General features: G+C 46.7%; 11 protein-coding genes. 2 read left to right on the top strand and 9 right to left on the bottom strand.

From position 1 onward, the window contains the following. Positions 1-16 precede the first annotated feature (16 nt). From parC to nudF, 6 genes are all read right to left on the bottom strand, one after another. Positions 17-2,302 carry a DNA topoisomerase IV subunit A gene (gene parC / locus ACVA54_RS08245; protein WP_446644154.1) on the bottom strand — a complete coding sequence of 762 codons (2,286 nt, stop codon included), beginning with the start codon at positions 2,300-2,302 and terminating at the stop codon, positions 17-19. A 3-nt stretch (positions 2,303-2,305) separates the two neighbouring features. After that, a complete protein-coding gene (parE, locus tag ACVA54_RS08250) occupies positions 2,306-4,186 on the bottom strand; it encodes a DNA topoisomerase IV subunit B (protein ID WP_099078841.1) in 1,881 nt (626 codons plus the stop codon). Between the two features lie 250 nt (positions 4,187-4,436). Then, positions 4,437-5,021 carry an esterase YqiA gene (yqiA, locus tag ACVA54_RS08255; protein WP_119464053.1) on the bottom strand — a complete coding sequence of 195 codons (585 nt, stop codon included), beginning with the start codon at positions 5,019-5,021 and terminating at the stop codon, positions 4,437-4,439. 54 nt (positions 5,022-5,075) lie between these two features. Continuing rightward, positions 5,076-5,882: a 3',5'-cyclic-AMP phosphodiesterase gene (cpdA, locus tag ACVA54_RS08260; RefSeq protein WP_099078839.1), complete on the bottom strand. Its 807-nt coding sequence runs from the start codon at positions 5,880-5,882 to the stop codon at positions 5,076-5,078. Positions 5,883-5,944: 62 nt separating this feature from the next. Continuing rightward, positions 5,945-6,388, bottom strand: coding sequence for a DUF1249 family protein (locus ACVA54_RS08265; RefSeq protein WP_099078838.1), 444 nt, complete (start codon positions 6,386-6,388; stop codon positions 5,945-5,947). 23 nt (positions 6,389-6,411) lie between these two features. Further along, the gene (gene nudF / locus ACVA54_RS08270) at positions 6,412-7,038 is read right to left on the bottom strand and encodes an ADP-ribose diphosphatase (RefSeq protein WP_099078837.1); all 627 of its coding nucleotides are present in this window, start codon (positions 7,036-7,038) and stop codon (positions 6,412-6,414) included. A gap of 231 nt (positions 7,039-7,269) precedes the next feature. Here nudF and tolC point away from each other — a divergent pair, with 231 nt between their 5' ends. Further along, complete coding sequence (gene tolC, locus ACVA54_RS08275; protein WP_446596602.1) at positions 7,270-8,598, top strand: outer membrane channel protein TolC; 1,329 nt, start codon at positions 7,270-7,272, stop codon at positions 8,596-8,598. A gap of 263 nt (positions 8,599-8,861) precedes the next feature. On the opposite strand, the gene hldE is transcribed toward tolC, so the two are convergent. From hldE to ACVA54_RS08290, 3 genes are all read right to left on the bottom strand, one after another. Beyond that, the gene (gene hldE, locus ACVA54_RS08280) at positions 8,862-10,292 is read right to left on the bottom strand and encodes a bifunctional D-glycero-beta-D-manno-heptose-7-phosphate kinase/D-glycero-beta-D-manno-heptose 1-phosphate adenylyltransferase HldE (RefSeq protein ID WP_099078835.1); all 1,431 of its coding nucleotides are present in this window, start codon (positions 10,290-10,292) and stop codon (positions 8,862-8,864) included. Between the two features lie 66 nt (positions 10,293-10,358). Then, positions 10,359-13,202 (bottom strand): bifunctional [glutamate--ammonia ligase]-adenylyl-L-tyrosine phosphorylase/[glutamate--ammonia-ligase] adenylyltransferase, encoded by a 2,844-nt coding sequence (gene glnE / locus ACVA54_RS08285; RefSeq protein WP_119464050.1) that lies wholly within the window; start codon positions 13,200-13,202, stop codon positions 10,359-10,361. Positions 13,203-13,303: 101 nt separating this feature from the next. After that, positions 13,304-14,560 (bottom strand): methyl-accepting chemotaxis protein, encoded by a 1,257-nt coding sequence (locus ACVA54_RS08290; protein ID WP_119464049.1) that lies wholly within the window; start codon positions 14,558-14,560, stop codon positions 13,304-13,306. 83 nt (positions 14,561-14,643) lie between these two features. On the opposite strand from ACVA54_RS08290, the gene ACVA54_RS08295 reads away from it, so the two are divergent. Beyond that, a complete protein-coding gene (locus tag ACVA54_RS08295) occupies positions 14,644-15,417 on the top strand; it encodes an ion transporter (protein ID WP_409119917.1) in 774 nt (257 codons plus the stop codon). The last annotated feature ends 21 nt before the right edge of the window (positions 15,418-15,438 follow it).

Consider the following 15,438-nt stretch of genomic DNA (forward strand, 5'->3'; position numbering starts at 1 on the left):
TTTTTATTTGTTCGCATTATTCGCTTTCGTTAGGTTCTTCTGCTTTCTGAGATGTACCCAGTTCAACTTCAACTTGCGTTACGCGCTGTAAACCTCTTGGTAATAAGCCGCCTCGGCGACCGCGCTCACCACGGAAGTTATCCAGATCAGCAGGTTTCAGCCCTAGCTTGCGTTTCCCTGCATACAGAGTCAGAGAAGCGCCCTGTGGCAACGCCATCAAATGCGACAATACTTCTTCACGCTCTTTCGCTTTTGCGGCAGGAATGTTAATGATCTTGTTCCCCTTGCCTTTCGCCAATTGCGGCAGGTCCTTAATTGGGAACAACAACATACGCCCTTGGTTAGTGATCGCTAAGATTTCATCCGAATCCAAGTCTTCAATTGTCTTCGGTGTCATGATTTCTGAGTTAGCAGGTAGAGTGACTAATGCTTTACCACTGCGGTTCTTCGACAACAAATCAGAGCCTTTACAAACAAAACCGTAACCTGCGTCAGACCCCACCAGCCATAACTGCTCTTCTTCACCCATGAACACTTGACGAATGCTGCTGCCAGCAGTGATATTCAAGCGACCAGTAATTGGCTCACCTTGGCTTCGCGCAGACGGCAATGAATGCGATTCAAGTGAGTAGCTTCGGCCATCACTGCCAAAGAACACTGCTTGCTGGCTACTCTTACCACGCGCATGCGCTAGGTATTTATCACCAGACTTGTAGCTTAGGCCTTCTGCATCCACATCATGACCTTTCGCGTGACGAATCCAGCCTTTCTCTGAAAGCACAACCGTAATTGGCTCACTTGGTACTAGATCACGCTCAGTCAGCGCTTTTGCTTCTGCACGTTCAACCATTGGAGAGCGGCGGTCATCACCGTATTTCTCAGCATCTGCTTTGATTTCTTTCTTCAGTAGTGTATTTAGACGACGCTCTGAACCCAGTAGTTGCTCTAGCTTCTCACGTTCTTTCTCTAGCTCGTCTTGCTCACCACGGATCTTCATCTCTTCAAGTTTTGCTAAGTGACGAAGTTTGGTATCTAAAATCGCATCCGCTTGAATATCGGTAATCCCGAAACGAGCCATCAGTACTGCTTTGGGATCGTCTTCTGTCCGAATGATTTCAATCACTTCATCTAGGTTTAGGTAAGCAATCAACAAACCTTCCAAGATGTGTAGACGAGCCATTACTTTATCTAGGCGGTACTGTAAGCGGCGACGTACCGTTGTGCGACGGAATTCAATCCACTCTGACAAGATCTGTACCAGGCCTTTAACTTGGGGACGATTGTCGAGACCAATCATGTTCAAGTTAACTCGGTAGCTGCGCTCAAGATCCGTTGATGCGAACAAGTGGTTCATCAACAAGTCGCAATCGACGCGGTTTGATTTTGGTACCACCACGATGCGAGTTGGGTTTTCATGATCCGATTCATCGCGAAGATCGTCAACCATCGGCAGTTTCTTCGCACGCATTTGGTTGGCGATTTGCTCAAGCAGTTTCGCACCCGATACTTGGTGAGGCAGAGAAGTGATGACAATATCGGCACCTTCTTTATGCCATACTGCGCGCATTTTAATGCTACCGCGACCGTTACGGTAGATCTTCTCAATCTCTGCTTTAGGCGACGTGATCTCAGCTTCCGTTGGGTAGTCAGGACCTTTTACATACTGCATCACATCAGACAATTCCGCTTTCGGATTGTCGATAAGGTGAATCGTTGCCTCTGCCACTTCACGAACGTTGTGAGGTGGGATATCTGTCGCCATACCAACCGCAATACCCGTGACACCATTCAACAGGATATGAGGCAAACGTGCAGGCAACATTTGTGGCTCTTTCATCGTGCCATCAAAGTTTGGTTGCCATTCCACCGTACCTTGGCCTAACTCACCTAGCAGTACTTCAGCAAACTTAGACAGTTTTGCTTCGGTATAACGCATTGCCGCGAACGATTTCGGGTCGTCCGGCGCACCCCAGTTGCCCTGACCGTCTACCAGAGGATAACGGTAAGAGAACGGCTGTGCCATTAATACCATTGCTTCGTAACACGCTGAGTCACCGTGCGGGTGGTATTTACCCAGTACGTCACCAACGGTACGCGCGGATTTTTTGTATTTTGCTGATGCCGATAGACCCAGCTCCGACATCGCGTAAATGATGCGTCGTTGAACCGGTTTCAAACCATCGCCAATGTATGGCAATGCACGATCCATAATGACGTACATCGAGTAGTTCAGATAAGCGTCTTCGGTGAACTTGCGCATCGGCAATTGTTCAACGCCATCGTAGGTAATTTCTGTAGACATCCGTTAAACCTCTGCCATATCGCCGTTATTTTGAAGCCAAGCACGGCGATCATCTGCTCGTTTCTTACCAAGCAGCATGTCCATCATCTCCATAGTCGCATCAGCGTCATCAATGGTTAACTGAACTAAACGACGTGTGTTTGGATCCATGGTTGTTTCACGCAGCTGAAGTGGGTTCATCTCACCCAGACCTTTAAATCGCTGTACGTTGATTTTGGCTTTCTTCTTCGATAATCGCTCAAGGACACCATCTTTTTCGTCATCATCTAGGGCATAGAACACTTCTTTACCACAGTCGATACGATACAGAGGTGGCATTGCCACATAGATATGACCCGCCTCAACAAGAGCACGGAAGTGACGCGTGAACAGTGCGCATAACAGTGTTGCGATGTGCAGACCGTCCGAGTCCGCATCGGCAAGGATACACACTTTACCGTAACGTAGACCATCGAGATTGTCGTTATCAGGATCAATACCCAATGCAACAGAGATATCATGCACTTCTTGGGAAGCAAGCACTTGGTCTGCAGATACTTCCCACGTATTCAGGATCTTACCGCGTAGTGGCATCACCGCTTGGAATTCACGGTCACGCGCTTGTTTTGCACTGCCGCCCGCCGAGTCACCCTCTACAAAGAAGATTTCAGTACGATTTAAGTCTTGTACCGAACAGTCAGTCAACTTACCTGGCAGTGCTGGGCCTGACGCGACTTTCTTACGTACGACTTTTTTGCTCGCGCGCATACGACGGTGTGCGTTAGCAATACAGACTTCAGCCAGCTGCTCTGCCAGTTGTGGTTTCTCGTTCAACCATAGGCTGAAAGCGTCTTTTACCACACCAGAAACAAATGCTGCGGTTTGACGAGAAGAGAGACGCTCTTTGGTCTGACCGGCAAATTGAGGATCTTGGATCTTAACCGACAGAACGTATGAACAGCGGTCGAAAACGTCATCACCGGTTAGCTTCACGCCACGAGGAAGCAGATTGCGGAATTCACAGAACTCACGCATCGCATCAAGTAGGCCTTGACGCAGACCATTAACGTGCGTGCCACCTTGCGCGGTTGGAATCAGGTTAACGTAGCTTTCGGTGATCATCTCACCGCCTTCAGGCTGCCAAATTACCGCCCAGTTTGCCGCTTCAGTCTCTGCTGAAAACTCACCAGTAAAAGGCTCTTCAGGCATGACTGGGTAGCCTTTAACGCCTTCTGCCAGATAGTCTTTTAAACCATCCTCATAAAACCACTTGTAGTCTTTGCCGTTCACTTTATCCGTGAAGGTAATTTCTAGACCAGGACACAACACCGCTTTCGCTCGTAGGTTGTTCACCAAGCGAGTCACAGAGAAGTTCGCTGAATCAAAATACTTTGCATCTGGCCAGAAATGCACACTCGTACCACGGTTACGACGGCCACACGTCCCCGTTACGGTGAGGTCAGAAACCTTGTCACCATGTTCAAAAGCGATGTCATATACCTGACCATCACGGCGAACGGTCACTTCAACACGCTTAGACAGCGCATTTACTACCGAAATACCAACGCCGTGCAGACCACCAGAGAATTGGTAATTCTTATTGGAAAATTTACCACCAGCATGAAGCTTACATAGGATCAGTTCAACGCCTGATACTTTCTCTTCTGGGTGGATATCAACTGGCATGCCGCGACCATCATCGATCACTTCTAGTGATTGGTCCGCATGTAAGATGACTTGTACTTTTGAGGCATGTCCGGCTAGCGCTTCATCGACACTGTTATCGATAACTTCTTGGCCCAAGTGGTTTGGGCGCGCTGTATCCGTATACATCCCTGGTCGGCGACGTACTGGCTCCAAGCCATTTAGTACTTCAATGGCACCAGCATTATATTGTTCAGTCATAATACGGAATTGTTCTCAAAGTTTACTTGTAACCCGAGCCTCACCCACTGGTAAGCCCTACTCGAGAAACGAAAAAACTACTCCGTCTGCATACTTACCCATCGATAAATTCGTGCATAACAAAGTAGTCAGGGCTTCATACCCTTAAGATCTTTTCGGCAAAACATAGTCGGAAAGCATGCCGTCTATGTCAAGAAACGCTTGGATATATCAATAAAAACTATGAGCCTATGCCCATCGCCTCTTCAATTTACAGTTTTAGGAATTCAATGATTTGCGCAGGATAGCGTTCAAATCCAACAAAACTGTGATCACCGCCTTCTTCTACCGTTTGCTTAGCATCAGCAAACTTTTCTACTGCTTGGCGATAGTCCAACACTTCATCCTCTGTTTGTTGTAACAACCAGAAAGATTGAGGTGACGCGATGCTTTGTACATCAAGAGCTTTTAATTCGTCAATATGATGTGCTTCAAGTGTATAGCTTTCGTGCGTATATGGGTTGGTTTGATCACCTAAGTAATCTAATAAAAGCTCATATGGCTTAACTGCCGGGTTAACTACCACTGCGCGAAAACCAAACTTAGCGTTCAGCCATGTCGACATATAACCGCCCAATGAGCTGCCAACGACACCGATGCTGTAGTCTTGTTTATGTCGATCAATGATCTCTAATAAACACAAAGCGGCTTGCTGAGGAAAACACGGTAACTGAGGGATAATGACCTTGATATCTGGGCGATGTTGCTCACAGAATGCTTTCATGATGTTTGCCTTCATTGAGAGCGGCGAACTATTGAAACCATGGATGTACAATAATAACGAGGGTTTACTCATAAAAGCCTCACACGAAAAGCAAGCCCGAACATAAGGTTCGGGCATGATAGTTGATTAGTATCCGTTGGAAGAAAAGTCAGGCAAGAACAAGCCATCTGCTAAGCGACTGACTTGCGTGGTTATCTCACCATTGCGATGCAGCTCTAACTCACGCCATCCTGGTGATTGTACATCAAGCGCAAAATCATCGGAGTTTGGTTTGAACTGCACACAAGTCGAAGGCGTTGCCATCACTCGAATGCCATTATGGAGAACATTCATATCTTGGTGAACATGGCCACACAAAATGCCTTTCACATTCTCAAACCTTTCAACAATTTGCCAAAATGCTTCCGCGTCTTTAAGCGTATGTTGATCAAGCCAAGCACTGCCAACCAAAAGTGGATGATGATGCAATAGCACCAAAGTGTACCGCTGCGGATTTTCAGTTAGCTTTTCTTCTAGTAGCGACAATTGCTGGTCGCTCAAACGACCGTGTGGTACACCCACGACTTGTGAATCCAATAGAACCAACTGCCAGCATTCCCCCAGAAGTCGATGTTCTACCGATTGTATTTGCAAAGAAGGCAGTATGCTGCCCATATTGGGTTTGTAGTCATGATTGCCCGGCAGCCAGAAACAGTCTTTTTCTAGCGGAGCAATTCCCTCAGCAAAACGCTGATAGGACTCTGCACTATGATCTTGTGAAATGTCACCTGTTGCCAAAATATAGTCAAACGGCACCTGACGGTGTTGAACTTCTTGTACCACGGAGGTAAAACTATCGGCGGTTCTTACGCTCAGCAAGCTTCCCTCGTCTGCGGCAAACAGATGAGTATCCGTAATTTGTAGTAGTTTGATGCTGTCACTCGATGATTGCAAAATGAAAACCTGACTCGTCCACTATATTGTTTTTTATTATTTTTCCCGTGAAGGCGTGATGATTAATTGAAAGCAAGCGGTGTCCTACTGATACCACTTCGTAAACAAAACGTCAGCCATTCGCCAAGGAAGGTATTAAGTTGATGCTTTTCATCTTTTTGCATCAGCTGATCATTGGGATAATCATATTTAGCTTTTATGCGAGAGAAATCTCCACTCGAGCAGACTTCAGCGACTCTCGCATCGTGATAAAGCCTGACAGACATCTTCGGTAAAGGAAATACTGGTGTGTCATCACTCTGACATATCTCAACAACCGTGGTGTATTTTGTGATTTCATTCACGGTCAGTTGATAAACCATGTTTGCAGCCTGATAGCAACGAACATCACCCACTTCGGCACAAGCAGGCAGCAGCGCGTTGAGCTTAGCATAGTTAGTCTCATATGTTCTCATCAGACCCGCTAAGTCGACATGATATCGCTGTTTATCCGCCACTTGCACCATTACTTACTCTCCATCGATGGGGCTTATCCCCACTGTGTTTTCAATTCTTGGTGGTTTAATTGCAACCATTGCAAAGCAATGATAGATGCACCATTTTCAAATTTTCCACTTTTCACCCATTGATACGCTTTTTCGCGACTGATCACATGGACTCGAATGTCTTCATCTTCATAGTCTAAACCATGAATGCCATGCGCTTTAGATGCATCGACCTCGCCGACAAAAACATCTAGTTTTTCAGAGCAGCCACCAGAAGAAGGGTAATAAGAGGTTACCGCAGCAATCCGCTTCACTTGTATACCCGCTTCTTCTTCCGCTTCACGACGAATGACGTCTTCAGCTGATTCTTCACGATCAATCATGCCAGCCACAATTTCCAACTGCCATGGGGAATGATGCTCTAATGCCCCTACGCGAATCTGTTCAATGATCACAACCTGATCCGTCACCGGGTCATACGGTAGCATCGCTGCCGCATGCCCACGTTCGAACATTTCTCGCTCAACAATACCGCTCCAACCACCAGCAAATAATCTATGCTTAAAACGGTATTTCACCATTTTAAAGAAGCCTTTAAAGACGGTTTCCTTTGAGATTATATCCACATCTTGTGGGGTAAACTCGTTCTGTTGCTTGTCACATTGTTGCATCGAACACCTCTCAGAGTGAATCTTGTAGTTTACTCATTCTTATTCGCATGCTCAAAGGACTTGGCTCAACTTTTTGTACAATAGTTATAAATTATTTTAAACCTATTCATTAAATGCTTATCGTACAGCTGGATGGTTATGTGTAAAAAAGTGCAATGTTTAGAGTAAATATCGCTCAAATTGAGTTAAACTACTGAGAATTAAACAATCTATTGACCGCGGGAATGGAAAATGAAAAAACTGCTTCCACTATTTATTAGTGCAGCGCTAGGTAGCATGAGCACGTCTGCATGGGCTGACTCTCTTACTGAGATCTATGACTTAGCCAAACAAAATGACCCACAACTGCTTAGTGCTGCTGCACAACGTGATGCGGCATTTGAAGCTATCACATCTAGCCGCAGTGCCCTGTTACCACAAATCAATCTAACGGCGGGATATAATTTAACTCGCGGAGATACCGATTTAGATAGTGTCAGAAATAATCGCTCTAATGACAAAAACACATTGTCTGCTGGTGTCGGTTTATCTCAAGAGCTTTACAACCGTACGTCTTGGATAACCCTTGATATCGCAGAAAAAACGGCACGCGAGGCCGACGCGTCATACGCGGCGACCCAACAAGGTTTAATCCTTCGTGTATCACAAGCGTATTTCGAAGTACTGCGTGCTCAAGATAACCTTGGCTTTGTACGTGCGGAAAAAGCCGCAGTTGGCCGCCAGTTAGAGCAGACTAAACAGCGCTTTGAAGTCGGTCTATCAGCAATCACTGACGTTTATGACGCACAAGCGCAGTATGATTCTGTATTAGCAAATGAAATTCTAGCTCAAAATGATCTACTCAATAGTTATGAAGCCATTCGTGAAATTACAGGACAAGAACCAAAAACACTGGATCAGCTTGATACTAAACGCTTCTCAGCTAGCCCTTCGAACACCCCTATCAATGCGCTGATCGATGAAGCGAAAAGCAAAAACTTAAGCCTTTTATCAACACGCATAGCACAAGATATTGCACGCGAAAACATCGCACTTGCAAGTTCTGGTCACCTGCCGACGCTATCGCTAGATGGTGGCTACAATTATGCTGATATTTCTCAAAGTGACGACAGTGATGGTACGACCAATAATTTCAATGTAGGCGTCAATCTTGCTGTCCCGCTATACACTGGTGGCAAAATCACCTCTTTGACAAAACAGGCTGAATTCAATTACGTCTCTGCGAGTGAAAATCTAGAAAAAGAATACCGCAGTGTCGTCTCCAATGTTCGTGCACAGAATAACAACATCAACGCCTCGATTGGTGCGCTAAAAGCTTACGAACAAACGGTTATTTCTGCTAAAGCCGCTTTAGAAGCAACAGAAGCCGGCTTTGATGTGGGTACACGTACTATCGTTGACGTACTAGATTCAACTCAAAGTCTGTACAATGCAAACAAAAACCTGTCTGATGCACGTTACAACTACATCTTAAGCGTTCTGCAACTACGCCAAGCGGTGGGTACACTGAGCGAGCAAGATATACTTGATATTGACGCAGGCCTAAAGCCAGCAAGCTAAACATCAGGTTGAAATGAACAAATGCCGGTAAGTTTTCTCGCTGGCGTTTTTTACGCTTTAATTATCACTGGGTTCAAAGTTTGTTCCCTCTCCTTTCTAAGGGGAGGGTTAGGGAGGGGGCCGCTCTTCGGACATTAACCCCCCCTAACTCCCCCCCTTAAAAAGGGGGGAGGATCACATCGCGTTCGTTTCTAGTTCAGCGCCACAAAAAAGAAAAGGTCACTCAAAAGCGACCTTTACTCATTAGGTTAGCGAGAAAAAACTTACCCTTTACCACCTTTAATCGCATTGATGATTTCACTAGTTGAGCAGCCGTCTTCAAAGTTCAAGACGCGCACTTCACCACCAGCAGCAACCACTTCTTTACCACCAGCGATCTCTTCTGGTTTGTAGTCGCCACCTTTTACAAGCAAGCTTGGCAGTACTTCGGAAATCAGACGCTGTGGCGTATCTTCACTGAATGGAACCACCCAGTCCACTGCGCCAAGTCCAGCCAATACCGCCATACGGCGATCCGTCGGGTTTACAGGACGGCCCGGACCTTTCAAACGCTTAACAGACTCATCCGTATTCACCGCAACAATCAGACGGTCACCGAGCTGGGCAGCATGATTTAGGTAGGAAACGTGCCCCGCATGAAGAATGTCGAAACAACCATTGGTCATGACCACTTTCTCACCTTTCGCGCGCGCTTTCTTCACCGCGTCAATCAATGCTTGTTCCGAAATCACACCAAAATCGGTGTCTTGGCTACCGTGAACCGCTTCTGCCAATTCAATCTCAGACAGCGTTGAGGTACCAAGTTTGCCCACCACGACGCCAGCAGCAGCATTTGCGAGTGCACACGCTTCTTCAAAGGATTTACCCGCAGCGACTGACGATGCTAATACAGAAATCACCGTATCGCCTGCACCTGTCACGTCGTACACTTCTTTTGCTTGTGTTGGCAGGTGGAATGGCTTCTGACCACGACGAATCAATGTCATGCCGTTTTCACTGCGTGTGACCAACAAAGCTTCAAAGTCAAACTCTTCAACCAGCGCAAGGGCTTTTTCTTCCAGGTCTTGTTCCGACTTCACTTTACCGACCACATCTTCAAACTCTTTCATGTTTGGTGTCAGCAGCGTGGCGCCACGGTAGCGTTCAAAATCGACACCTTTCGGGTCAATGAATACTGGCACGTTCGCCGCGCGAGCTTTTTGGATATAAGCCTGAACATGCTCTAAAGAGCCTTTTGCGTAGTCAGACAGGAGCACCGCCTGCACGTTAGGCAACGCCATTTCCATGCGTGACAGCACAGGTTCAGGATCGGTGTTTTCAAACTTGTCTTCAAAATCTAAACGGATCAACTGTTGACCACGGCTCATCACACGCAGTTTGGTGATAGTTGGGTATTCAGGTAATGCGACGAAGTCACACTTTACTTTTAAAGACGTTAGCGTTTCCGTTAGTACCTTCGCCGGTTCATCCATGCCCGTCAGACCAACAATGTGAGCGTGCCCACCTAATGAGGCAATGTTCATCGCGACGTTCGCAGCACCACCCGGGCGCTCTTCATTGTTTTCTACTTTTACAACAGGCACAGGCGCTTCAGGAGAGATTCGTCCCGTTGGGCCATACCAGTAACGATCTAGCATGACATCACCGATGATGAGCACACCAGCGCTGCTGTAATCAGGTAGAATTGGTTTCATTATTGGTCTCCAAAAATTAAATCATGGTGAGTTTAACACAGCCCTTATCTAGGCAGAACCTTGTACTTAGGCAAGCCATTGATTCCAAGCTTGCTTCACCCACTCTCTTTCTGCAACAAACTTATCTTCAGCGACGTCCGCGTCCAAGTTAAGCAAATTACGTCGATGAATTTCGTCACGCATTGATGTATAGGCACGTGTGAGTTGCATCGCTTGATCTTCGTCCATCACGCCTTGACCAATCAAGGTCTCAAAGACACGCACATTGTCGCACCAACGCGTTAACTTCGGCTTAGTGTGACTGTAGTTAAGGACCAAGTATTGGGCGAGAAACTCAATATCCGTAATGCCACCTTGATCTTGCTTGAGCATAAAACGTCCCGCTTTTTTTCCACCAAGATGGTCACGCATTTTTTCACGCATCTCCACTACCGCTTTCTTCAGTGTCTCTTGCTCTCGTTCTTTGCAGAGAACATCGTGACGAGTGTTGTGGAAAGCGATTGCTAGCGGGTCATCACCATAAATCATGCGAGCGCGCACTAACGCTTGGTGCTCCCACGTCCACGCATCTTGATGCTGATAATCATCAAACGCATCGGTTGGGCTAACCAGCAAACCTGAAGCGCCAGAGGGACGTAATCGAGTGTCCACTTCGTATAAAATACCTGATGCGGTGCGGGTAGAGAAAATATGGATGATGCGCTGCGCTAGGCGAAGGTAGAACTGACGCCCATCAATTTCTTTCTTGCCATCGGTGTACACATTTACTGGGCAATCGTGCATGAACACAATATCGAGATCGGAGTTGTAACCCAGTTCCCAGCCCCCCACTTTGCCATAACCAATCACTGCAAAGCCTTTGCCTTCACGATCTTTGACGTGTGTTGGCTCTCCATATTTTTCCGATACTTGTAGCCATGCTTGGCTTACTACTGCTTCGACAATAGCCTCTGCGAGGTAGGTTAAGTGGTCACTCACTTTCATTACGGGTAACACTCCCGCAATGTCTGCGGCAGCAATGCGCAAGATGCAGATTTGCTTGAACTGACGCAGTGCTTCCATCTGCTGCTCCATATCATCTTCAGGAATACGAGCAAGAAAATCACGTAACTCCGTCCGGTAACTATCGAGCGGGATAGGATTATACAAATGTTGCGGATCAATCAGCTCATCAAGCAAGATCGGGTATCGAGACAACTGTTCAGAAATCATCGGACTTGCGGTACACAAGCGCACGAGCTGAACCAGCGCCGCAGGATGTTCATCTAGCAACTCTAAATAGGTGGTTCTAGTGCAAATGTTATGCAGTAAATGCAATACGCGTGGCAAACCGAACTGCGCATCTGGGTGTGCAAATACCGCAGAGAACACTTTCGGCATTAGCTTCGTCAGTACTTCACGACCACGTGGCCCTAAGGTTTTCTTCGCCAGATCGGCTTTGAACTGCATGATGATCTTGGCGAGTTCTTCGGACCTCTCAACTTTAATGTCTTGTTGCAGAACAAGCTCAATCACGTCTTGCTTCGTCGCCATGTCCCATAACTCATGAAAATGGCGCGCAACTGCTTCGGTTTCGTCCTCTTCGTCATCACCAATCAAAGATTCAAACACATGGTGCACATTGGCCATATGCTGTTGGGTTTGAGCCGCTAAATCGTCCCAATGAGCAAAACGCATCGCTATCGCTAACTTCAAGCGTTCATCCTCACTATCGGGTAAGGTTTGGGTTTGTTTATCCGCCATCGCTTGCAACAGGTTTTCTAACTGCCGTAAATACTTATAGGCCAACTTTAGATGTTCGACTTCCACTTTTGTTAGCAGACCTAATTCACCAATTGCCCGCAGCGTTTCTAACAAACCACGCCCTCGCAATGAGGGTTCGCGGCCACCACGAATCAGTTGGAATACTTGGGCGATAAACTCGATCTCGCGAATGCCGCCCGCCCCCAACTTAATATTGTTATTTAATCCTCGACGGCGCACTTCACTGCTGATCATCGACTTCATACGGCGCAACGATTGGATCGCACTAAAGTCGATGTAGCGGCGGAACACAAATGGACGCAACATTTGGCGTAGTTCTTGGTATTGCGGGTACATTTCGCAGCCCATGACACGCGCTTTGATCATCGCATAGCGCTCCCAGTCCCGGCCTTGTTCCTGGTAGTAGTCTTCCAACGCCGCGTAGCTCATCACCAATGGACCACTCTCACCAAATGGGCGTAAACGCATATCAACGCGATAGCAGAAGCCATCAAAGGTTTGCTGATCGAGTGCCTTAATAATGCGTTGTCCCAAACGAGTGAAGAACTGCGCATTGGCAATACTGCGTCGTGCACCTTGAGTTTCACCGTTTTCTGGGTAAGTGAAAATCAGATCGATATCAGAAGAGAAGTTCAGCTCTCCACCACCGAGCTTACCCATGCCGATGATCAGCATCGGTTGCGCTTCACCTTCGGCATTGGTTGGCGTGCCCCACTCGTTACAGCAGATCTTGTATTGCCATTGGTAGGTTTCGAAAATCATCGCTTCTGCTAATTGGGACAGATGACTCAATGATTCTTCTAACGTCCAAGTGTGGGTGAAATCTTTCCATGCGATATAGACCATTTCACGATTACGAAATTGGCGCAGCACGCGGTGTCCTGACATTTCATCTTGGCACTCGGCTAATAATGCAGCGAGATGCGCTCGATAAGCGTGTAGTCGACTGTTTTCGGCCAACATGGTTGGCAACGCTTGGGCAAGCTTCTCATCTCGATGAACCGTCTCCGTGATGAACTTACTTAAACCAGAGACGAAATGAAATTGCTCAGCAATTTCGGTTGGCCATTGCTGGGTGTATCCCGCTTGTTCTGCATATTGAAGCGCTGAATCGGCAACAGAAATCAGTGACGAAGGCAGTTGCATTTTTCTTCCTTGTTTGAAAGCCCCCTCTATTTATACCAGAGTTAGGGTAAATAAAAACGCCCACAAAAGGTTTGTGGGCGTTTAATCAATGGTTGTCAGGCTTAGACTTGGAAAGATTTAATCTTCCTATCTAGCTCACCCGCATTGTTTTGCATCATTTCAGAGGTTTCAAGTAACTCAGTCATCACCACAACAGAGGCTTCGACAAGCTCACGAACATTGGTTAAGTTCTGGCTCATCTCTTCTGCCACGCTGCTTTGCTGGCCCGATGCGGTTGCGATTTGGAAGTTCATGTCGTTAATTTGAGTCACCTGTCCAACAATGCCATCGAGCTCCGTGCCAGCATTCGACACCAACTCAACGCCTTCTGCCGCTTCCACGACACTTTTCTCCATCAACTCAACAGCCGATTCTGCACTGGTTTGCAATTGAGAGATCATCTCTTGAATTTCAATGGTGGCTTGCTGAGTGCGCTGCGCTAGGTTACGAACTTCATCCGCTACCACGGCAAAGCCACGTCCTGCTTCTCCTGCTCGGGCCGCTTCAATCGCGGCATTCAACGCGAGTAAATTGGTTTGTTCAGAAATACCTTGAATCGTACCAACGACACTACCAATCGCTTCAACACGCTCTTCAACTTGATTAACGGCATTCGCAGAGGAAGAGATATCGGAAGAGAGTTCGCTCATCTTAGACATCGTTCTTTGCAAGAATTTCTGTCCAGTCACCGCTTGAGTCGAGGCTTGCTCCGTCAGAGAAGAAGCGACTTGAGCGTGTTCCGCTACCGTCTGAACCGTAGAAGACATCTCACTCATGGCGGTAGCCAGCTGGTCTATCTCGTTAAACTCATCTTGAGCCGACTCTTTCGTTTCTGACATGCTTAGTGTCATCACTTCTGTTAACGTGGCTAACTCATCAGAAGCATGGACTTGTAACTGAATCACATCATGCAATTGACGACGCGTTTTCTCTAGTTCACGAGCCACATCACCGTATTCATCTTTACAGTCCATGCCGAATGAAACCGAGAGATCTTTACTCGCCATCAGTTTAATCGCATCACTCAAGTATTGAGTTTGGCGCAGCATCACTCGTGCCGCTGCGAGTAACAAAACCACAAACACAGCAATTAATATCGCCGTTTGCCAGGCGACTTGAGTTAGGTAAGCATCGTAGTGTTGTTGAGCCACTTGCTCATTCTGGGTTGCGGCAAGAAGGGCATTATAAAAAGTATTCGCGTCCCATAATTGTTTCGACACAATCAAGATCGTACTGAAGACCATCAACATGACCATTTTAGGTACGAGTTTGATGTCGGATATCACCCTTTCCCACGGCTTAAATGCCAGCTTTTCCATTGTCAGTTCTCCACCGAGTCTTTATATTACTTATACTTACCTTCGCGCTTAGCTTTCATTACGCGATTTATTTTGAGCTTCGTATGAAAAACAATGATATCAAAAACAGCACAAAACCGATGGGGCTGCTATCACTAATATTGTCTTTTATGGCACTATTTGTGATCTCTGGCCTATTGTTTTTCCCAATTGATCACGAAACCCGTCAAGTTCTTATCGGTCTAGATTTTATAATCTGTAGCATTTTTATACTGCAGATAAGCATTGATTTGATCCGAGCCACAGATCGCAGGCAGTTTTTGAGACATCACTGGATCGATTTTGTCGCGAGCATCCCAATGGTTGAGCCTTTGCGCTTCGCTCGCCTGTTTCATATTTTACGTGTGATACTGATGCTACGCTCTTCCAAACATATCCTTATCCAGTTAAAGCGCAACCGCAGAGAAACCACTCTGGCTTCCATCTTGTTACTGATGGTGGTGTTGATTACGCTTGGCTCCAGCGCCATGCTGTTTATCGAAGGGAAAAACCCAGAGGCGAACATTCAGACTGGTGCCGATGCCTTGTGGTGGGCATTTGTGACGATTTCAACGGTCGGTTACGGCGACCATTATCCCATCACGACGGCAGGTAAACTGCTCGCAGTGCTGATCATCATATGTGGTGTCGGCATCTTTGGTATGATTTCGGGTTTAATTACTTCAATTCTCACTGCACAGACTGAGCAGCAAGATCACCGCTTGAAGAACAAAGAGAAGGCATTGGAAGCGGTTCTTGATAAGCAGGAACAGATCTTAAATCGACTGCAAAGCATCGAACAGGCGCTGCAAGAGCAAAAACAACAGACAAAAAAATAGGCCCCAAAGGACCTATTCTCT

This window comes from Vibrio sp. PNB23_22_6 (assembly GCF_052877535.1).